The 20,987-nt window shown below is 35.5% G+C and carries 21 protein-coding genes; 19 read left to right on the forward strand and 2 right to left on the reverse strand.

What is annotated here, in order from left to right; all coding sequences use genetic code 11:
* Positions 1 to 9: 9 nt before the first annotated feature.
* Positions 10 to 1,035 carry a CdaR family transcriptional regulator gene (locus tag BP18_RS11355; RefSeq protein WP_051669230.1) on the forward strand — a complete coding sequence of 342 codons (1,026 nt, stop codon included), beginning with the start codon at positions 10 to 12 and terminating at the stop codon, positions 1,033 to 1,035.
* Between the two features lie 243 nt (positions 1,036 to 1,278).
* On the opposite strand, the gene BP18_RS11360 is transcribed toward BP18_RS11355, so the two are convergent.
* A complete protein-coding gene (locus BP18_RS11360) occupies positions 1,279 to 1,590 on the reverse strand; it encodes an ArsR/SmtB family transcription factor (RefSeq protein WP_029277039.1) in 312 nt (103 codons plus the stop codon).
* 211 nt (positions 1,591 to 1,801) lie between these two features.
* On the opposite strand from BP18_RS11360, the gene BP18_RS11365 reads away from it, so the two are divergent.
* The 6 genes from BP18_RS11365 (at position 1,802) to BP18_RS11390 (ending at position 8,396) form a co-directional block, all read left to right on the forward strand.
* On the forward strand, positions 1,802 to 3,985 hold the full coding sequence (locus tag BP18_RS11365) for a heavy metal translocating P-type ATPase (RefSeq protein ID WP_029277041.1): 2,184 nt from the start codon (positions 1,802 to 1,804) through the stop codon (positions 3,983 to 3,985).
* Between the two features lie 127 nt (positions 3,986 to 4,112).
* Entirely contained in the window at positions 4,113 to 5,108 is a 996-nt protein-coding gene (locus BP18_RS11370) for an MsnO8 family LLM class oxidoreductase (RefSeq protein WP_007724255.1), read from the forward strand.
* Positions 5,109 to 5,455: 347 nt separating this feature from the next.
* Complete coding sequence (locus BP18_RS11375; RefSeq protein WP_007724257.1) at positions 5,456 to 6,178, forward strand: amino acid ABC transporter ATP-binding protein; 723 nt, start codon at positions 5,456 to 5,458, stop codon at positions 6,176 to 6,178.
* Positions 6,179 to 6,208: 30 nt separating this feature from the next.
* Positions 6,209 to 7,030 carry a transporter substrate-binding domain-containing protein gene (locus BP18_RS11380; RefSeq protein ID WP_007724260.1) on the forward strand — a complete coding sequence of 274 codons (822 nt, stop codon included), beginning with the start codon at positions 6,209 to 6,211 and terminating at the stop codon, positions 7,028 to 7,030.
* A complete protein-coding gene (locus tag BP18_RS11385; RefSeq protein WP_029277043.1) occupies positions 7,030 to 7,740 on the forward strand; it encodes an amino acid ABC transporter permease in 711 nt (236 codons plus the stop codon). The genes BP18_RS11380 and BP18_RS11385 overlap by 1 nt, the downstream gene beginning before the upstream one ends.
* Positions 7,737 to 8,396 carry an amino acid ABC transporter permease gene (locus BP18_RS11390; RefSeq protein ID WP_029277045.1) on the forward strand — a complete coding sequence of 220 codons (660 nt, stop codon included), beginning with the start codon at positions 7,737 to 7,739 and terminating at the stop codon, positions 8,394 to 8,396. The genes BP18_RS11385 and BP18_RS11390 overlap by 4 nt, the downstream gene beginning before the upstream one ends.
* Before the next feature lie 210 nt (positions 8,397 to 8,606).
* Here the strand turns inward: BP18_RS11390 and BP18_RS11395 are convergent, their stop codons facing one another.
* The gene (locus BP18_RS11395; RefSeq protein ID WP_035050642.1) at positions 8,607 to 9,461 is read right to left on the reverse strand and encodes a DUF72 domain-containing protein; all 855 of its coding nucleotides are present in this window, start codon (positions 9,459 to 9,461) and stop codon (positions 8,607 to 8,609) included.
* A gap of 223 nt (positions 9,462 to 9,684) precedes the next feature.
* On the opposite strand from BP18_RS11395, the gene BP18_RS11400 reads away from it, so the two are divergent.
* The 12 genes from BP18_RS11400 (at position 9,685) to purR (ending at position 20,825) form a co-directional block, all read left to right on the forward strand.
* The gene (locus tag BP18_RS11400) at positions 9,685 to 10,524 is read left to right on the forward strand and encodes a Cof-type HAD-IIB family hydrolase (RefSeq protein WP_035050643.1); all 840 of its coding nucleotides are present in this window, start codon (positions 9,685 to 9,687) and stop codon (positions 10,522 to 10,524) included.
* Between the two features lie 231 nt (positions 10,525 to 10,755).
* Positions 10,756 to 12,783 carry a methionine--tRNA ligase gene (gene metG / locus BP18_RS11405; RefSeq protein ID WP_029277047.1) on the forward strand — a complete coding sequence of 676 codons (2,028 nt, stop codon included), beginning with the start codon at positions 10,756 to 10,758 and terminating at the stop codon, positions 12,781 to 12,783.
* 80 nt (positions 12,784 to 12,863) lie between these two features.
* Entirely contained in the window at positions 12,864 to 13,631 is a 768-nt protein-coding gene (locus BP18_RS11410; RefSeq protein WP_029277049.1) for a TatD family hydrolase, read from the forward strand.
* Positions 13,631 to 14,197, forward strand: a complete 567-nt coding sequence (gene rnmV / locus BP18_RS11415; RefSeq protein ID WP_029277051.1) for a ribonuclease M5 — start codon at positions 13,631 to 13,633, stop codon at positions 14,195 to 14,197. The genes BP18_RS11410 and rnmV overlap by 1 nt, the downstream gene beginning before the upstream one ends.
* Entirely contained in the window at positions 14,184 to 15,077 is an 894-nt protein-coding gene (rsmA, locus tag BP18_RS11420) for a 16S rRNA (adenine(1518)-N(6)/adenine(1519)-N(6))-dimethyltransferase RsmA (RefSeq protein ID WP_029277053.1), read from the forward strand. The genes rnmV and rsmA overlap by 14 nt, the downstream gene beginning before the upstream one ends.
* A 157-nt stretch (positions 15,078 to 15,234) precedes the next feature.
* Positions 15,235 to 15,492: a Veg family protein gene (locus BP18_RS11425; RefSeq protein WP_007724277.1), complete on the forward strand. Its 258-nt coding sequence runs from the start codon at positions 15,235 to 15,237 to the stop codon at positions 15,490 to 15,492.
* A gap of 103 nt (positions 15,493 to 15,595) precedes the next feature.
* Positions 15,596 to 15,991, forward strand: coding sequence for a VOC family protein (locus tag BP18_RS11430; RefSeq protein ID WP_029277055.1), 396 nt, complete (start codon positions 15,596 to 15,598; stop codon positions 15,989 to 15,991).
* Between the two features lie 218 nt (positions 15,992 to 16,209).
* The gene (gene ispE, locus BP18_RS11435) at positions 16,210 to 17,061 is read left to right on the forward strand and encodes a 4-(cytidine 5'-diphospho)-2-C-methyl-D-erythritol kinase (RefSeq protein ID WP_007724283.1); all 852 of its coding nucleotides are present in this window, start codon (positions 16,210 to 16,212) and stop codon (positions 17,059 to 17,061) included.
* A gap of 199 nt (positions 17,062 to 17,260) precedes the next feature.
* A complete protein-coding gene (locus BP18_RS11440; protein WP_407921367.1) occupies positions 17,261 to 18,208 on the forward strand; it encodes a metal ABC transporter substrate-binding protein in 948 nt (315 codons plus the stop codon).
* A 62-nt stretch (positions 18,209 to 18,270) separates the two neighbouring features.
* Positions 18,271 to 18,978, forward strand: coding sequence for a metal ABC transporter ATP-binding protein (locus BP18_RS11445; protein ID WP_007724288.1), 708 nt, complete (start codon positions 18,271 to 18,273; stop codon positions 18,976 to 18,978).
* Complete coding sequence (locus BP18_RS11450; RefSeq protein WP_007724291.1) at positions 18,924 to 19,754, forward strand: metal ABC transporter permease; 831 nt, start codon at positions 18,924 to 18,926, stop codon at positions 19,752 to 19,754. The genes BP18_RS11445 and BP18_RS11450 overlap by 55 nt, the downstream gene beginning before the upstream one ends.
* 252 nt (positions 19,755 to 20,006) lie before the next feature.
* Positions 20,007 to 20,825: a pur operon repressor gene (gene purR / locus BP18_RS11455; protein ID WP_035050646.1), complete on the forward strand. Its 819-nt coding sequence runs from the start codon at positions 20,007 to 20,009 to the stop codon at positions 20,823 to 20,825.
* Positions 20,826 to 20,987 lie beyond the last annotated feature (162 nt).

Consider the following 20,987-nt stretch of genomic DNA (forward strand, 5'->3'; position numbering starts at 1 on the left):
AGAAGTAACGTGTTAACGAATATTCAGGCTAGTCTAATCGTCAGTAAACTTATGGAAGATATTCCTTACAATATCAATATTATGAATGACTTAGGTATTATTATTGCAAGTGGCGACAGTAATCGTATTGGAACTTCGCATAGAGCAGCTGAACGTGCAATTAAAGAAAAGAAGATTATAGAGGTTTATCAAGATACGCATTTAGAGAAAAAAGGGACAAACGAGCCAATAATATATGAAGACACTATTATTGGAGTAGTTGGAATTACAGGTGATCCTAATGAAGTTCGTCCATTCACAAAAATTGTTAAAACAGTCGCGTTGCTTTTGATTGAAGAATTAAATATTTATAAACAAAAAGAAGAGAACAGAGTAGCTAAGAATGAATTTTTGAAACAAGTCCGTCTATCAGATGGCATGTACACGGAACTGCTGAAAAAAGAAGCTAGTGAAAAATACGAGTTAGAATTAGGGCAGCCCTATTATGGTGTCTTTGCTGAAAGGAAGGAAATACTGAGAGCAATTGCGTCTAAGAAAGAACTATTTGAATGGTCTGAAGGTTCTATTATTTTTATGGAGACTGTTGATTCATTAGAAACAGCTACTAATGAATTTATTATCATCAGCTCTAGTGAAAAAAACATTGATCAAATTCTTCAAGATATCAAACAGACATATGCTTTGCTATCTTTTTTAAACACAAAGAAAGAAGGAATAAATAAAACAGAGAGCTGCTATTTAGCTAATTTATTTTCATTTTCTCTTCCCCCTAATCAGAAACTGTTGAAGAAGATAAAGGAAGTGGCACCAGAATACGCAGAAACACTAATCAGTTTTGCGAGGAATAATAAAAGTATCAATGACACTTCGCTAAAACTTCATATTCATAGAAACACATTAAATTATAGAATTCAAAAAATTGAAGAACTAACTGGCAAAAATCCTCGTATTTGGTATGAATTATGGGAACTGTTTTATCATTTTGCTTATCACAGCATGAATGAGGACGTTAACGAAAGGACAAGCTTTATTTGATAAAGAACGCTATACAAAAGTAGGATTAACACCCACATAAATTATTGGAAAAGAAGTATTTGAGGAAAGGAGTTTAACTGTATAGTTAGGGATGGAATATTTAAAGGAAATATCGGAAATTCTGATGTAATTTTTTGATTTCTTTAGTGTATTGTTATTTAAATAATTAAAGAGAAAGACCACCTAATACATTTCATGGTGGTCTTTCTCTTTAAGCAAAGCCTCAACTAAAAGGCTGCAAAGTTAGTTGGATTCTTTGCTATGGGTGATAACTTGTTCCAAGATATTGAAAACATGATCGTCATCTAAACTATAAAAAATCGTTTTCCCCTCTCTTCTGGTTTTAACTAAGTGAGCTTTTTTTAGTGCGATTAACTTATGAGAAACAGCTGACTGTTCCATATTTATTAAATCAGTAATTTCACCCACACTTAATTCTTGGTCTTTTAATAAATAAATAATAGAAAGTCTAGCTTCATTTTGTAAAAGTTTGAATATCTTGCTAACGGAAGTAAGCGTTTCTTGATCTAAGATAGATGGTTCTTTAGTTGTCATGGTTAACCTCCTTGGATACATTAAGTAAGATTCATGTGTTAAGAATAGCACGCTTTTTTTTAAAAGCAAGAGGAGAAAAGTAACAATAATAAAGCTTGAATTTGTTGACTTTATTCGTATTCGTGGTATACTTTTTTTGAGACACATGAAAAAAAAATCATATATAAAACAGAGTTATTACGATTTAGAAATTTGTACAGGAGGAATTTTTATGTCTGAAGAAAAGAAACGCCATGAGTGGATACTTGAAGGGATAGATTGTGCAAATTGTGCGAGTAAAATTGAAAATGGTGTATCAAAAATTGCGGGCGTCACAAACAGTAACGCTAATTATATGACAAAGACTCTTAGTTTTGATGTTGACAAACAAAAAGAGAAAAACATTCTACCTATCATCAAATTAAAAATAAACAAACTGGAACCTGATGTAACATTGCTTTCTAAATCAGATAAGCTTCCGATTGGAAAGAATGGCCTGCCAACGGCTGAAAATAAAGAAACAAGCCAGCTAGAAGAACCGCATCATCCACACGAACATAGCCATGTAGAAAGCAATGTGAAGAAGACCACTAGTCGGTTAGTCATTTCTTTGGTGTTGTTATTAGTGGCAAATTTTGTTCCTATGAATGAACTGTTATCCTTAGGATTGTTTGTAGTTGCCTATCTTGTAGCAGGATACGATGTAGTCTGGAGAGCCATCAAAAATATGTTTAATGGCCAACTATTTGATGAAAACTTTTTGATGACTATCGCTACGATAAGTGCTTTTTATATTCAGGAATATCCAGAAGCGGTAGCTGTTATGCTATTTTATCAAGTAGGAGAAATTTTTCAAGGTGTTGCGGTCAATAGATCCCGAAGGTCGATTGCTGATTTGATGGATATAAGACCCGATTATGCGAATCTAAAGCTAGCAGATGGCAACACAAAGAGTGTTGCGCCAGATACGATTAGAGTTGGCGATACGATTGTCATACGGCCAGGGGAAAAAGTTCCTTTAGATGGGAAGATTGTTACTGGAACGACTTCAATGGATACTTCAGCCTTAACTGGTGAATCGGTTCCTAGAAGTGTGGCAGTAAAAGACAGTGTTTTGAGTGGATTTATCAATAAAAATGGTCTAATTGAAGTGGAAGTTGAGAAGCTTTTTTCTGAATCAACGGTTACAAAAATCCTTGATTTAGTAGAAAATGCAAGCAGTCGAAAGGCACCTACAGAAAACTTTATTACGAAGTTCGCGCGTTACTATACGCCAGCTGTTGTTATTATGGCTTTAATCCTAGCGATTATTCCGCCATTAGTTTTTCCAGGAGCTACATTTAATGAATGGATCTATCGAGCAAGCATCTTCCTGGTTATTTCTTGTCCGTGTGCATTGGTTGTATCGATTCCTGTTGGTTTTTTTGGTGGGATTGGATCAGCTTCACAAAAAGGGATTTTGGTGAAAGGTAGTAACTTCTTAGAAGGATTGAACGATATTAAATACGTTATTATGGATAAGACTGGAACGTTGACAAAGGGTAAATTTGAAATCACGGATATTCAACCTGAAAATGGATGGAATAAACACCAGTTGTTAGAGTTGGCCGCATACGCTGAGACTCATTCTTCACATCCAATTGCTGAATCGATTAAAGAAAAATATGAAGAGAAAATTGATGAGAACCGCATTACGGAATACAATGATATTTCTGGTCATGGTATTCAAGTGAAAGTTGATGGGAAAGAAGTATTAGCAGGAAATGCGAAATTGATGCAAGAGTTCAATATTTCATTTAGGGATTCAAAAGAAATTGGAACCATTATTTACCTAGCTGTTGCTAAAAAGTATGTTGGTCATATTTTGATTGCAGACGCAATTAAGGAAGACGCTGCAGCAGGAATAGCGTTAATGAAAGAGAAAGGTGTAGAGCACGTTATTATGCTAACCGGAGACTCGAAAGCCGTGGGAGAAGCCGTGGCTAAGAAGTTAGGTATTGACGAGTTCTACGCAGAGCTTCTGCCTCAAGACAAAGTAGAGAAAATGGAAGAAATTATGGCGCGTAAAGGACCAAAAGAAAAAGTCGCTTTTGTCGGTGATGGAATCAATGATACTCCAGTATTAGCACGTTCAGATATAGGAATTGCAATGGGAGGATTAGGTTCAGACGCAGCAATTGAAGCGGCAGATATCGTTATAATGGACGATAAACCATCTAAAATTGGAACAGTTATGCAAGTCGCAAAAGATACTAGAAGAATTGTATGGCAAAATATCATTCTAGCACTTGCAGTAAAGGGCTTTTTCTTAATTCTAGGTGCAGTGGGTATTGCAACAATGTGGGAAGCCGTTTTTGCAGATGTTGGTGTAACGGTTATCGCCGTCCTAAATGCTATGCGCGTATTAAAAAAATAAATAACATCAACTAAGAACCACAAAATAGAAATCATCTATGTATTTCTTTATACTAGAGACAGAAACGGGATATAAGAAACGACAATACAGGATAGCACGTATTGCATAATGAGGAGATGGAAAAATAGTGAGATTAAGTGTCTTAGATCAAGCACCGATAACAAGTGGAAATACGGCTGCAGAAGCATTATTGAAAGCAGAAGAATTGGCTATTTTAGCAGATGAATTAGGGTATACACGTATGTGGATGGCAGAACACCATGGAACAAATGGTTATGCAAGTTCGGCTCCTGAGATCACCGCAGCACATTTAGCAGCAAAAACAAAAAATATTCGAATCGGTACGGGTGGCATTATGATGATGCATTATTCGCCATTGAAATTAGCTGAGGTGTTTAAAACGTTAAGTGCTTTTGCACCAGGAAGAATTGATTTTGGGGTAGGCCGTGCTCCAGGTGGCGACAATAATTCGATTTACGCTTTATCAGAAGGTCGTCAGCCGATGTTGGATAATATGTATGAAAAATTTGATACAGCATTAAAATTAATCAATGATGAAGTACCTGAAGATCGATTGTATAATCGAACAATTGCTACTCCTTCGCATATCCAATTGCCTGAATCTTGGTTGTTAGGATCAAGTGGAAGTAGTGCACGAAAAGCAGCTCAAATGGGAGTAGGGTATTCATTTGCTCAATTCTTTATGGGTGGAATGACAAAAGATATTTTTGATGAATATAGAGTCAATTTTCAACCATCTGCCTTTATGGAAAAATCGACTATCAATGTTGCTTACTTGGTCACAACGGCTGAGACAAGAGATGAAGCTGAATATGAAGCTAAGCCGCAAGATATCGCCCGTTTATTAATGGGGAAAGGCCGTATGGGACAATTAATGACGCCTGAAGAAGCGCAAAATTACCCACTGACTGAAATTGATAAATTGACGATTCAACAAGGACGCAAATTGCATCTAGTTGGTCCTCCAAAAGAAATTGCTGAAAAGTTATTGGAAGATCAAGCACAATTTGGGTTTGACGAAGCTATGATTTGCAGTATTCCTCATTCACAAGAAAAACGTTTAGCTGTTTATCGTTTATTAGCAAAGGAACTACTAAACTAACCATTAGAAAAACTAGTATTTTTAGATAAGTATAAAAATAGTTAAAACCTCAAACCGATGAGTTTAATCATTCATTGGTTTGAGGTTTTTGTTTATTTTAATAAATAAATGAGAAAGATGATAGTTTTTTAATCTTTTGAAAATCAATCAAATGAAGGGTTTTTGTTGTGTTTTGTGTTTATTTCTACTAAAATCGTGTGAGGATATATCACATGAAAAAGATATATGTTAATTGATTTCTCATAAACGAGTATCTATACTATTATTTTAAGCAGGAAGAAAACCTCACCTGTCTAAAAAATCTAACCTAATGACTAAAATGTTTTTGCAAAGGAGATGAGGAAAAGTTGATTAAGTTACAGAATGTAAATAAATATTTCGGCGACCACCATGTATTAAAAGATATTAATTTAGAGGTGGCAGAGGGGGAAAAGCTTGTTATCATAGGACCTTCTGGTTCTGGGAAAAGTACAACAGTCAGATGTATGAATTTTCTTGAAGAACCAACATCGGGAGAAGTTTATATAGAAGGAAACCAACTAACAGCAAAAAATAAATTAGAAATGGTGCGAAATTCTTCTGCAATGGTTTTTCAACAGTTTAACCTCTATCCGCATATGACAGTGTTAGGAAACCTAACAATTGGACCGATGAAATTACAAAACAAATCAAAAAAAGAAGCAGAAGAAATTGCTTATCGGTATTTAGATATCGTAGGGTTACGAGAAAAAGCAACAGCGTATCCTTCAACGCTCTCTGGAGGACAACAACAAAGAGTCGCTATTGCGAGATCTCTTTGTTCTGAAAAAAAAATAATTTTATTTGACGAGCCCACTTCTGCTTTAGACCCTGAGACAGTTCAAGAAGTGTTGGACGTCATGATTAAGTTATCTAGTATGAATATCACAATGGTTGTTGTGACACATGAAATGGGTTTTGCTAAACAAGTAGCGGATCGTGTGATTTTCATGGACGACGGGGCCATTCTTGAAGTGGGGCCACCAGAACATTTCTTTGAAAATCCCACTCATGAACGAACTAAAGAATTTTTAAGCAAAATTTTAAGATAAAAAAATGGAATTTACTTAGGAGGAAAAGAAATGAAAAAGAGAAATTTATTAGCGACAGTGGTTTTGTCTAGTGTGTTATTTTTAGGAGCTTGTTCCTCAGATGATGATGCAACAAAAGCAGGAACTACAAATAATTCAGATCAAGTAACGGTTGAATCAATCAAAGAAGCAGGAGTATTAAAAGTTGGTGTCAAAGAAGATGTTCCAAATTTTGGCTTGAAAAATACGGATACAGGTGAAATAGAAGGATTTGAAATCGATATTGCTAAAAAGTTAGCGGAAGAGATATTAGGTGATCCAGATGCTATTGAATTGACACCCGTTACAGCTAAAACGCGCGGTCCGTTACTAGACAACGGCGAAGTAGATATGATTATTGCTACTTTTACGGTAACAGAAGAGCGTAAAGAGACCTATAACTTCACGGATGCGTATTATGAAGATGCAGTTGGTCTATTAGTGAAGAAAGATAAAAATTATGAAGGATTAAAAGATATGGATGGAGCAACTATTGGTGTATCACAAAGTTCTACCACAGCAGAAGCTATTGAAGCAGAAGCTGAAAAATACGATATCGCAATCGATTTTTCAGAATACGCAACTTATCCTGAAATCAAAGCAGCTTTGGATTCAGGGCGTGTAGATGCATTTAGTGTAGACAGATCTATTTTAGCTGGATACTTAGATGACTCAACTGAGATTTTATCAGATCGTTTTGCGACGCAAGATTATGGAATTGCAACGAAGAAAACGAACACGGAATTAGCAGACTACACAAATGATTTAATCACAACATGGGGAGAAGATGGCACTCTTGATGGATTGGTTTCAGAGTGGGGATTGAGTGAATAATGAAAAGTACGAATCCATTTGCTCTTTGGAGATGGGAGGATCTTTTTCAAAATTTTGATCACTTTGGTTCTGGATTTTTAAGAACACTCCAAGTAGCTATTTTAGCATTAGCACTGTCATTGGTGATTGGCGTCATTATAGGCATCTTGTCCACTGCACAAAATGTGATTTTACGTTCAATAGCAAGAGTATATGTGGAGATTTTCCAAAATATCCCACTAGTTATCCAGATTTTCTTTATGTATAACGGATTGGCAATGGCTGGTTTGGTGTTGAGCGAGTTTATGATTGGGGTAATAGGTGTTGGATTGTATCATGGAGCTTATATTGGAGAAGTGGTGCGTGCAGGCATACTATCTATTCCAAAAGGCCAGCAAGAAGCCGCATACTCGCAAGGTTTTAATTACACTCAGACCATGCGCTACGTCATATTGCCGCAAATGGTAAAGAGTATTTTGCCGCCGTTGACGAATCAAGCGGTAAACTTAATCAAGAACACATCCGTACTAGCAATTATTGCTGGAGCAGACTTAATGTATGCAGCTGATTCTTATGCTTCATCTAGTTTGAATTATGGAACATCTTATGTGGTTGCGGGATTGCTTTACTTCATTTTGTGTTTCCCATTGGCTACATTCTCAAGAAAATATGAAGAAAAATTAAAGAAGAATGATGCTATGGTAGTGGATATTCCGGAGGTGATGGAATGATAGAATCCATACAAACCGTTTTTACGCAGCCAAACCTGTTGTTTTTATTAAATGGATTAAGGACTAGTTTAGTAATTTCTTTATGCGTGATCATTCTTTCAATACTATTAGGAACCCTTTTAGGATTGGTTAGAAATTACGAAAAGAAAGTTTTTGGCAAATTAGCTAGTTTTTATATTGAATTGTTTCGCAATACGCCCTTACTTTTATGGATGCTAGGTTGTGCATTTCTGATTCCGGGAAGTACGATTTTAGTAAAAGGCTCACTAGCTTTATTTTTATATACAGCAGCCGTAGTAGCAGAAATTGTACGTGGAGGCTTAAATGCTATACCCAAAGGACAATTCGAAGCAGCTCATTCTCAAGGTTTTTCTTTTTTTCAAACCTTACTGTACATTATTTTGCCGCAAACGTTCAAAAAAATAATTCCTTCTTTATTGTCACAAGTCATTACAACTATTAAAGATACATCTTTTCTTGCTGGTTTAGGAATAATGGAATTTACGCGAAGCGGACAAGTTATTTTAGGGAAAGTCACAAAAACTTCAGAAGTCTTTTTAATTTATGGTTTCTTAGCAGTGGTTTATTTCATAATTTGTTTTACTTTATCTGTTTTAGTCAGAAATTGGCATAAAAAAAATTCTGGTAATGTGTAATGGTCAATATAAGCGAAGATAAATTGATTTGATTGCTTATAGCAAGGCTAGCGCTTATATTGTTAAGGCTTAAGACGATCTCAGATTTATTAAAAGCAATTCCGTCTATTTTGTAAGAATTTATAGAAGTGTCCTGGCTATTTCATAAAAAACAATAGAGTTTACTCACTAAGAGTAGACTCTATTGTTTTTTATTTAGTTGGAATAATTTTAAAAACCCTCTCCAAATAAATCTAAATCGGTCTGTTGCGGAGCAAGATTTTCGAAAGTAAGCTGCAATTTTTTTTGCAATTGTTTTGCATTTTTTGCGGCGTGTCCACCAGAATTATTGTTAAAAATAACTGCGACTTCTTTTGAATCTTTTTCTAATTGGCGAATAAGTGCTGCGAATTCATCTAACTCGTCTGAAGTGTAATCGTATAGGGTTCTTTTTTTGCGCCAATCAGGTCCGCTAGCATCTAACCAACCTTCATAATTCCGACCATGCAGGCGAACGAGCGTTAATGCTGCATGTGTTCCTTTGTTAACTAAAGGAACACTGTTTCCAGGAGTTTGAGGTTGGTCAACAACAGTATGAATGAACTTTTCTTCTGTTAAAAAGAGAAGTGTATTTTCTTTATTTGTCTCACTAAACCAACTAGAATGACGGAATTCAATAGCAACGGGCAATTCTCCCATAAATAGGCGGATTTTTCTTAAATACTGAACATGTTCTTTCGTACAATCAAAATAAGGCGGAAATTGAAATAAAAAAGCCTTGATTCGATTGGCTGTAATCATTGGTTCGAAAACAGCAATATAATGTTCAAACATGTGCTCTTCAGTTGGAAAAAATTTCAACCAATCTTTGTGCAGAGTCATTGCTTGAAAAGCCTTTGGGATAAATTGAAAAGTATCAGGTGTTTTTTCCATCCAAGTCAAAATGTTTTTATTAGGAGGAATAGCATAAAAGCTAGTATCTAATTCTACAAATGGAAAGTGCGAACTATAGTCTTCCAATCGTTTAGAAGCGTGGATGGTCAATAAGTCGTGATCAGACCAACCGGTTAAACCGATAGAAATCATGAGGATTCCTTCTTTCTTGAGTAGTGAATAACTAGCCTTATTGTATCGCAACCGTTATTATTAAGGAAAGTGAAAGGCTGCAATTAAATTTGGGCCTTTAAGAGAGTAAAACGAAATAAATAACATTTGAATTGTTTCACGCGAAACAATTTATTTCACTAATATCTGCAGCAATAAAATAAAATAGTAATTTGAGTAAAAAAAATTAAAGGGAGCCATTGAGATGTATAAACTTGTATTTTTTGATATTGATGGAACGCTATTGACAGAGAGAAAAAAAATTCCGAATTCTGCTAGAAAAGCTATTCAAGATTTAAAAAAGAAGGGTATTACACCGGTCATTGCAACGGGAAGGGCACCTTTTAGAATTGATGAAATTTTGAAAGAGTTAGATATTCAAACACATATTACGTTAAATGGACAATATGTAGTATATGAAGGAGAAGTTATCCATCAAAATCCATTATCAGTAGATTCTGTTAAACGGTTGGCGCTCGCCGCGGAAACAAATAAGCAACGAATTGCATTTTGTGGGAGTGATGAGATATTAGGTACGTCGCTAGTTACATTTGGACAAAAAGGTCTATTAAAGAAAATGATTCAACGAGTTCCGATAGCTCCTCCCAAAAAAGTGATGAAATTGGTTACACGTTATATTGGTTCTTCTAAAAAAGTAAAGCCAGTTTTGCCGCATTACTATGAAAACCGTGTTATTTATCAATGTATTATTCATACAACAGAAGAATACGATGATTTTTATCAAGAAGCTTTCCCAGATTGCCATTTCACAAGATGGAATCCTTATTCAGTAGATGTAATCTCGAAAGGAATGTCTAAAGCAGTGGGAATCCAAAAGTTGATTGATCATATGGGAATCGAGGTTAGCGAAACGGCTGCATTTGGAGATGGATTGAATGACATCGAAATGTTGCAAGCAGTTGGTATGGGTGTTGCTATGGAAAACGGTCGCAGTGAATTGAAACAAATCGCAGATGCAATTACAGCTTCTCCAGAGAACAACGGTATTTTAAAAGGTTTGCAAAAAATGAATTTATTGCCTTAAGAAGTCTTAAAGATAGTAGGTGAAAGTTTGTTTAAGAAGTGATAATTCGTTCGGATTTTCCTATTTCTGGTCGTTTTCTGTGGTATACTATTTCAGAAAGCTTTTGAGGAAAATCAACTTAAATAAAAAAGCACCCTACTCATTTGTTGCCTAAACGCACCTTCTTTTCTAAAAGATTGTTTGATAGAGGGTTAGAATAGAGTAGCTAAACCTACTAAGGAGGCACCTAAAGTGACTGAGAAAAAAACATTTTATATTACAACACCTATTTATTACCCAAGCGGAAAATTGCATATTGGAAATGCCTATTCAACGATTGCGTGTGACGTTATGGCACGGTATAAAAGAATGCAAGACTTTGACGTTTTCTATTTGACAGGTAGTGATGAACATGGTCAAAAAATTGAAAACAAAGCACAAGAATTAAACATTACGCCGCAAGAATATGTGGACGAAATGGCTGAAGGCATGCAAAATTTGTGGGAGTTACTGGAAATCAGTAATGATAAGTTTATTCGTACGACTGACCCTATACATGAGAAAGTTGTAGCAGATATTTTTGAACGCTTTTTAGCGCAAGGCGATATTTACCTCGATGAATATGAAGGTTGGTATTCTGTTCCAGATGAAACGTTCTATACCGAAACACAGTTAGTTGATGTTGAACGAGATGCTGAAGGCAAGATTGTCGGTGGAAAGTCACCAGATAGTGGACATCCAGTCGAGCTGATTAAAGAAGAGTCTTATTTCTTTAGAATGAGCAAATATGCAGATCGTTTATTGGCTTATTATAATGAACATCCAGATTTTATTCAGCCGGAATCGCGTAAAAACGAAATGATCAATAACTTTATCAAACCAGGTTTAGAAGATCTAGCTGTCTCACGTACAACATTTACTTGGGGAGTTAAAGTACCTAGCAATCCGAAACACGTTATTTATGTGTGGATTGATGCGTTGGCAAATTACATTACGGCATTGGGTTATGGAACAGATGATACATCATTATTTGATAAATTCTGGCCAGCAGATGTGCATATGGTAGGAAAAGAAATCGTTCGTTTCCATACAATTTATTGGCCGATTATGTTAATGGCATTAGATTTGCCATTGCCTAAAAAAATATTTGGCCACGGCTGGTTATTGATGAAAGAAGGTAAAATGTCTAAATCCAAAGGAAATGTTGTCTATCCAGAAATGCTAGTAGAGCAATATGGGTTAGATGCTTTACGTTATTACTTGATGCGTGAAGTGACTTTTGGTAGCGATGGAGTGTTTACTCCGGAAGACTTTGTGTCTCGTGTGAATTACGACTTAGCAAATGATTTAGGAAACTTGTTGAATCGTACCATTGCGATGATCAATAAATACTTTGATGGAAAAGTTCCAGACTATACTGGTAATGTTACGGAATTTGATGCGGTTCTAAAAGAAACAGCAGAAAAAGTTTGTACAAATTACCAAGAAGAAATGGAAAATATGCAATTTAGTAGTGCGCTAAGCCATGTTTGGGTATTGATTTCGCGTGCCAATAAATACATTGATGAAACAGCTCCATGGAAATTAGCAAAAGAAGAAGATCAAAAAAACGAGTTGGCTAGTGTGATGGTTCATTTAGCAGAAACGCTTCGTATTTCGGCTATTTTATTGCAACCGTTCTTAACTCACGCCCCTAAAGAGGTTTTTGCTCAATTAGGAGTTGAAGGAGAATTTGCTGGTGACTGGTCAACTATCCAGTTTGGTTCCTTCCCTACAAATACTACGGTAATCAAAAAAGGGACACCTATATTTCCACGTTTAGATATAGATGCAGAAGTTGCTTATATCAAAGAGCAAATGGCAAATGTTTCTGGCAATTCAACAGAAGAGTTTACTGAAGTGGAAGCCGAGTGGGATCCTTCAGAGACAACTTTAGTTTCAACAAAAGAAAAACAAATCAAATATGAAGATTTTGATAAAGTTGAATTGAAAGTTGCTGAAGTAATAGACTGTCAAAAAGTCGAAGGAGCAGATAAACTTTTGAAATTCCGTTTAGATGCAGGAGATGAAGGTCATCGCCAAATTCTTTCCGGTATTGCAGAATGGTATCCAAATCCAGAAGCTTTAATCGGAAAAAAAGTTGTGATTGTTGCGAACTTGAAACCACGTAAAATGCGTGGAGAAATTAGTCAAGGAATGATCTTATCAGCTGAAAAAGATGGTAAATTGCAAATCATTGAAGCGCCAACAGAAGCTCCAAATGGATCTGAAGTTGCTTAAAATCTTATAAAACGAATACCCTGCTGGAAACTCATTTAGCAGGGTGTTTCTGTAAATGCAAAAAAAGAAAGGATGTTACGATGTTATTTGATACACATACGCATGTGAATGCGGAGGAATTTGACAATGAAGTTCCAGAAACTGTGCAGCGTGCACTAGAAAATGATGTCACTAGGATGGCCGTTGTCGGCTTTGATACTGAAACAATTGAAAAATCTTTAGCTTTGAGCAAAGAATATAAAGAAATCTATAGCATTATTGGTTGGCACCCTACTGAAAGTTATTTGTACACGGAAGAAATTGAAGAAAAGCTCTACCATCAATTGCAATTGCCAAAAGTTGTGACGATGGGAGAAATGGGCTTGGATTATCATTGGGATACTTCTCCTAAAGATGTTCAAAAAGATGTTTTTCATAGACAAATTCAAATTGCTAAAGAGTTGAAGATGCCTATCAGTATACACATGAGAGATTCGATTGAAGATACTTATCAGTTGATGAAAAAAGAACACGTTGAAGATATTGGTGGTATTATGCACAGCTTTAGCGGGGATACATTGTGGATGGAACGATTCTTAGACTTGGGAATGCATATTTCTGTAAGTGGAGTCATCACTTTTAAAAATGCTCCTGAGGTAAGAGAGGTAGCTAAAGCAGCTCCTTTTGATAAACTGTTGATTGAAACGGATGCGCCTTACTTGGCTCCAATGCATTTCAGGGGAAAACGCAATGAACCCGCATATGTTAAATATGTAGCAGAAGAAGTAGCTAAGCAAAGAGGCGTGAGTTACGAAGAAGTAGCTAAACAAACAATGCAGAATGCCAATCGCTTATTTAGGTTAGTTTAATGGAAAAAATAAAAGAAATTATTGTAGTTGAAGGCCGCGATGATACAAGACGTATTTTAGAATCAGTCGAAGCAGATACTATTGAAACAAATGGATCAGCGATTGATGAAAAGACGTTAAAATTGATTCGAAAAGCTCATGAAACAAGAGGCGTAATTGTGTTCACGGATCCTGATTTTCCAGGTGAAAAAATCCGTAAAATTATTTCGCAAGCCATCCCTGGAGTTAAACATGCTTTTCTAACAAGAGCTGAAGCAAAATCAAAGGGGAAAGGCAGTTTGGGGATTGAGCATGCTTCTCCAGATGCGATACGTGCAGCGTTATCAAAATGCTATACAGAAACGATTGCTAAAGAGTCTTTAATATCAAAAGAATTGTTAATGGATGCTGGCTTAATCATGGGGCATTCTGCTCGAAAGAGACGAATAAAATTGGGTGAAAAGCTCAATATTGGTTACACTAATGGAAGACAACTTCAAAAGAGATTGCAAATGTTTCAAATCTCTCCTGAAGAAGTTGTGACAGTGATGCATCAAATTTTGGAGGAAGAAAATGACGAATCGTAAAGATATAGCAACCCCATCAAGAACAAAAGAAATAATGGAAAAATATGGTTTTTCAGTAAAGAAAAGTTTAGGACAGAATTTTATTGTAGATCCTAATATTTTAAGTAATATTGTAGCGGCTTCTGATATCGATAAAAATACAAATGTCATCGAAGTAGGTCCTGGAATAGGAGCTTTAACGGAGCATCTTGCAAGAGCCAGTAAAGAAGTAATTGCTTTTGAAATAGATAACCGTTTATTGCCAGTTTTAGCAGATACTTTAAGCCCGTATGATAATATTTCTGTTGTTCATAGTGATGTATTGAAAGTTAATTTACAAGAAATGTTACCCGAAATGATTGATTTAGATGAACCATTAGTTGTTGTGGCTAACTTGCCATACTACATTACAACACCTATTATTATGCATTTCTTAGAAACGCCTGTTCGAATTGATGGATTAACAATCATGATGCAAAAAGAAGTAGCAGAACGAATAACAGCTGCTCCAGGAAGCAAAGCATATGGGTCTTTGTCTATTGCTATTCAATATTACATGGAAGCAGAAGTGGCTTTTATTGTTCCTAAGACAGTCTTTATCCCACAACCAAATGTTGATTCAGCCATTATTAAATTAACAAGAAGAGCTACACCAAGTGTAACAGTCAAAAATGAGAAATCCTTTTTTGCGCTTGTTCGTTCAGCCTTTGTACAAAGACGTAAAACGCTTTGGAACAATTTGTTAATCAGATATGGTAAAGAAGATGAAACGAGAGAAAAATTAACACAAGCCTTAGAAGCAGCAAATATTGATCCTAAACGTCGCGGAGAAACCTTGAGTTTAGCAGAATTTGCTCTTTTATCAGATGCAATTGACGAAATTGTATTAGAAAAAGATTAGTTCTTTTTCTAATACAAGCTTGTATATCAGCAATAGCAAGACATTAAAAAAATGTAATATGAGAGAATTATTATTTGTGCATAAGGTTTTCATATGGTATACTTGTAAAATTTTGGTCAGTATGATATAATGGTATAAGACGAGTGAGGTGAATCTGATGCCAAGTACATTAGCAGACATTAAAGAAAGCTTAGATGATCATTTAGGTAAGAAGATTATGTTGACCGCGCAAGCTGGTCGTAAGAAAAAAACCGAACGTAAAGGTATATTAGCCGACACATATCATTCAGTATTTGTGGTTGAGCTAGACCAAGATGAAAACGCATTTGAACGTGTTTCATATAGTTATACAGATGTTTTAACTCAATCTGTAGAAATTGAATTTATTGGAGAAGAAAAACGCCAATTAGCTTAAAATCGTAAAATTTAAATAGAATAGAACTAATTTTAACGAGCCATTATAAGCTCGTTTTTTTTGTATAGATTAAACTGCATTCTTTGGAGGCTAGCTATTGGAAATGGGGCATATTCATCATATTGAACTAAATGTTTCTAATTTAGAAAAATCAATAGAATTTTGGGGATGGTTTCTAGAGGAGTTGGGTTATCAACCGTTCCAGAATTGGGATGAAGGGAAAAGTTGGAAAAAAGATGAAACTTATCTTGTTTTTGTTCAAACAAAAGATAGATTTCTTTTAGAAGGTTACCATAGAGGGCATATAGGATTGAATCATTTAGCCTTTCAGGCCGGTTCTAAACAACAAGTAGACAGTCTGACAAAACAACTGCAAGACAGAGGTATTGAAATTCTTTATCAAAATCGACATCCATTTGCTGGTGGAGAGCAGCATTATGCCGCTTTTTTCGAAGATCCTGATAGAATTAAAGTTGAATTGATAGCTCCACGTACATAAAGAGAACAGGTCTAGGACATTTTTTGTCTAGGCCTTTTCTTATTGAAACTACTGAAAAGAAGTCTTTTATTTTGAATAGTGCGAACTTAAAGCCATTAAATCCTACTTTTTATAACATTTAAGTTAAATTATGCCGTTCTTGCTTTTCAAATCTTTTTTTTTAGGCTAGTATGTTTTACAGACAATAAAAAAATATAACAGAAAGGAGTGAAGGATAAATGGAGATAATAGAAAAGGCACCAGCTAAAATTAATTTATGTTTGGATGTTTTGCATAAGAGAGATGATGGTTACCATGAAATGCAGATGGTAATGACTTCAGTTGATTTAGCAGATCGCATAGTGCTAAAAACAATTGAAGAAGATCAGATCGTTATTCATTCAACTAATGGTTTTCTACCACTGGATCAACGCAATCATGCGTACAAGGCTGCAAAACTTTTGAAAGATACCTATCAAATTGAAAAAGGCGTCGATATTAGTATTGAAAAGAATATTCCAATCGCTGCCGGTTTAGCTGGTGGTAGCAGTGATGCGGCTGCTACTTTAAGAGGACTTAATCGTTTATGGCATTTAAACTTGAGCAATGATGAATTAGCTCTTCTAGGTGAGAAAATCGGTTCGGATGTTCCTTATTGTGTTTATGGTGGAACAGCATATGCAACAGGTCGCGGAGAAAAAATACAGCAAATTGAGGCTCCGCCACAATGTTGGGTAGTGTTGGTTAAGCCTAAAAAAGGTATTTCAACATGGACTGTTTTTGAAAATCTTTCATTTGATCAGTTAGTTCATCCGGAAACAGACAAAATGTTAACAGCTATTCAAGAAAAGGATTACGTTCAAATGGCTGACAGTACGGGTAATGCTTTAGAAACCGTTTCTGCTATAAAACAACCGGATATTAATCATATCAAAAAAAAGATGCTTCAATTTGGAGCAGACGCTGCTTTAATGAGTGGAAGTGGCCCAACAGTGTATGCTTTATGTAAGAAATATTCAAAAGCTCAGCGTGTGTATAATGGTTTGAAAGGATTTTGTAATGAAGTTTACTTGGTACGAACGCTTAAGTAAACTGGAAATTAGTCATATAGATAGGGTTGAGGCATTAGTCTCAACCCTATCTGTATATCCTATTGTTTATTCTAGAACGTTATTTTTCTTGACGCATAAAGTAGATAATGATAAGCTACATAAGGAATTTTAAATAGTAATGGTTACGATTTAGGTAAAATAATAATTAAATAAAAAAAACAAATAAACAAAAGGAGGTATAAGCTCAATGAACAGAAAAAAAAGAATTGGATTAGCGTTATTGTTCTCTATCTTGCTTATAGTAGTAGTAGGATGTGGGAGTCAAGAAGATGCTCAACCGAAATCAGATAAACTAACTGTTGTAACAACATTCTATCCGATGTATGATTTTACGAAAAATGTTGCAGGAGACAATGCAGATGTAACTTTATTGTTAGAAGCAGGTACAGATACGCATGGTTATGAACCCAGTGCGAAAGAAGTTGCGGCAATTTCAGAAGCAGATGTTTTTATTTACAATAGTGAGGAAATGGAAGTTTGGGTTTCAAGCGTTTTAGAAAGTATTGATACAGAAAATACGGTTGTAGTAAATGCTAGCGAAGGAATTTCATTATTGGAGTCAACAGAAGAACATAGTGAGCATGAAGCAGCAGGAGATGATCATGAGGTTGATCCTCATATTTGGTTAGATCCTATACTTGCTAAAGAAGAAGTTAATAATATTAAAGCAGGGTTGATTGCTGCTGATCAAGAAAACGAAGAAACATATGAAACAAATGCAACGGCGTACACTGAAAAATTAGAAACACTGAATCAAGAATTTGAAACAGCATTTAAAGGAGCAACTAAGCGTACTTTTGTGACACAACATGCAGCTTTTGCCTATTTAGCAAACAGATATGACTTGGAACAAGTTTCAATTGCGGGCATTTCAACTGAAGAAGAACCTAGCCCAGCTAAATTAGCTGAGTTACAAGATTATGTAAAAGAGAACGATATAAAGTATATTTATTATGCAGAAACATCTTCTAGTAAAATTGCTGAAACACTAGCTAATGAGACAGATGCAGAATTAGAAGTTTTAAATCCAATTGAAGGAATTACGACAGAAGACCAAGAAAAGGGAATCGATTATATTCAATTAATGAAAAATAATCTAGCCGCTCTAGAAAAAAGTATTCAATAACTAATGAAATAGGAGTAGGAGCAATAACTTCTGCCTATATGTAAAAGAAAGAAGGGATAACGATGCATTACGTTGAAGTGAAGGATTTATCTTTTTATTATGACGAAGAGCCCGTACTGGAAAATATTTCTTTCACAGTTGATCCAGGCGAGTTTGTTATGCTGACGGGAGAAAATGGCGCAGCAAAATCAACGTTATTACGCAATGTTTTAGGATTGCTCAAACCAACTAAGGGTTCAGCTAAAATTTCTGCTGTAAATAATCGGAATGAACCTTTATCAATCGGTTATATTCCGCAACAAGTCGCTTCGTTTAATGCTGGTTTTCCTAGTACAGTATTGGAATTGGTTCAATCTGGGCGCTATCAAAGAGGGAAATGGTTTAAACGTTTAGATGCAGAAGACCATGAGCATGTTGAACGGTCATTAAAATCAGTTGGTATGTGGGATCTACGCCACAAAAAAATTGGCGATCTTTCTGGTGGACAGAAGCAACGTATATCACTAGCCCGTATTTTTGCGACAGATCCAGATTTATTTATTTTAGATGAACCCACTACGGGTATGGATTTAGACTCCAGAACAGAATTTTATGAATTGTTAAAGCACAATAGTGAGTTTCATGGCAAAGGCATCTTAATGGTCACACATAATCATGAAGACATTAAAAACTATGCGGATAGACACATTCAGCTTATCCGAAAGGAGGATTCCCCATGGAGATGTTTTTCTATGGATTCATGCAGCGAGCATTCCAAGCTGCATTCTTAATTGCAGTTATTTCTCCAATTCTAGGTCTGTTCTTAGTTCTTAGAAGACAATCATTGATGGCAGATACGTTATCACACATTTCATTAGCAGGAATTGCGTTGGGGTTGTTTTTAAATGTAAATCCAACCTTTATGACATTGATTGTAGTAATTATTGCAGCTGTGCTAATAGAATATTTAAGTACATTGTATAAATCTTATTCTGAAATATCGATTGCGATTTTGATGTCTGCTGGAATGTCTGTGGCTCTTGTTTTAATGAGTTTAAGCAGTGGCGGTTCTACCACTACTATTCAACAGTATTTGTTCGGATCTATCGTGACGATCAGCCAGCAACAACTCTATTTATTAGCGGCATTATTTTTGATTGTGATTGTTTTATTTTTGGTCTTTCGCAGACCGATGTATGTTTTGATTTTCGATGAAGATACGGCTTTTGCAGCTGGGTTACCAACGCGATTAATATCAATACTTTTCAATGTTATTACAGGGGTAACTATTGCGGTAATTATGCCGATTGCAGGAGCGTTGCTGGTTTCAGCTATTATGATTCTCCCAGCAGCAATTGCTATGCGGATAAGCAAAAGTTTTAAATGGGTTATTCTTGTAGGTATTCTTGTGGGTATTGTAGGTATGTTTACAGGCTTAACTGTTTCATATGAATGGGGTACACCACCAGGCGCAACAATCACTTTGATTTTTATCTCTATTTTCATGATTACAACAATGACAATAAAAGTAATCCAGCAGTTGAAATATAAAAAAAGTCGTTCTTAATAAAGAGCTAGCGACCAAATAAATCAAAAGGATTGAGTGTTTTCTCAATCCTTTTTTTATTTAGCAAAATTATGAAGGGAATGAATACGAAGGTTCGTATTTTTTTTGATGAGAAAGTGCTAATAAAAGCGAACGATTTTATAATATTTTTTAAAAAGCTACCTTTTTGTATGCGAAACGCGTATAATGATGTTTGACAGAAATAATGACCTGGCAAAACTAAAAAAATAAAACAATAGAAAAGGTGAAATAATGAAGATAAAAAGAAGTGAACGCTTGATTGATATCACGCGTTACATGTTAGAACGACCGCATACATTAGTGCCGCTTACCTATTTTGCTAATCGTTACGACTCTGCAAAATCTTCTATCAGTGAAGATCTAAGCATAGTGAAAAAAACGTTTAGAGAACGAGGTACTGGAACATTGGAAACCGTTCCTGGAGCAGCAGGAGGAGTGCGGTATATACCTGAAATTGCAAAAGATGAAGCTGAAGAGTTTGCAAAAGAAATGTGTGAACGTTTATCCGAATCAGATCGTTTGTTACCAGGCGGATATGTCTATTTGTCTGATTTATTAGGACAACCAAGTGTGTTGCGTCAAGTAGGTAAAATTATTGCAACTAAATATTTAGAACAACCAATCGATGCCGTTATGACAGTAGCAACAAAAGGTGTTCCAATCGCTCAAGCAGTATCAACGTATTTAAATGTGCCGTTTGTTATTGTCCGCAGAGATTCTAAAATAACTGAAGGATCTACTGTGAGTGTTAATTATGTTTCTGGATCCTCAGATCGTGTTGAAAAAATGGAATTATCAAAACGCAGCTTAAAAAGAGGCTCCCGTGTATTGATTGTAGATGATTTCATGAAAGGTGGCGGTACCGTTAACGGTATGAAGAGCCTGATTGAAGAATTTGAGGCAGAATTAGTTGGAATTACTGTTTTTGCAGAATCTACTTTTAGTGGCAACAGAATGGTTGATGAGTATACGTCACTTTTATGTGTAGATGAAGTCAATGTTCGTGAGAAAACGATACATGTAGAACCGGGTAATTATTTTACTAAATAAAAAACAAGGACAAGAGTAAGAAGATTACTTTTGTCCTTGTTTTATTTGTCTTTAACTATAAAAAAACACAAAGTGGTCAAGTCATATTGCTTCTTGAAAACTAATGGTGTATAAGCTATCATAAAACAGAAGACTTAGCAGTAAAAAGCCTTTACTTAGTAA

It is taken from the genome of Carnobacterium jeotgali MS3, assembly GCF_000745125.1.
GTDB lineage: Bacteria > Bacillota > Bacilli > Lactobacillales > Carnobacteriaceae > Carnobacterium_B > Carnobacterium_B jeotgali.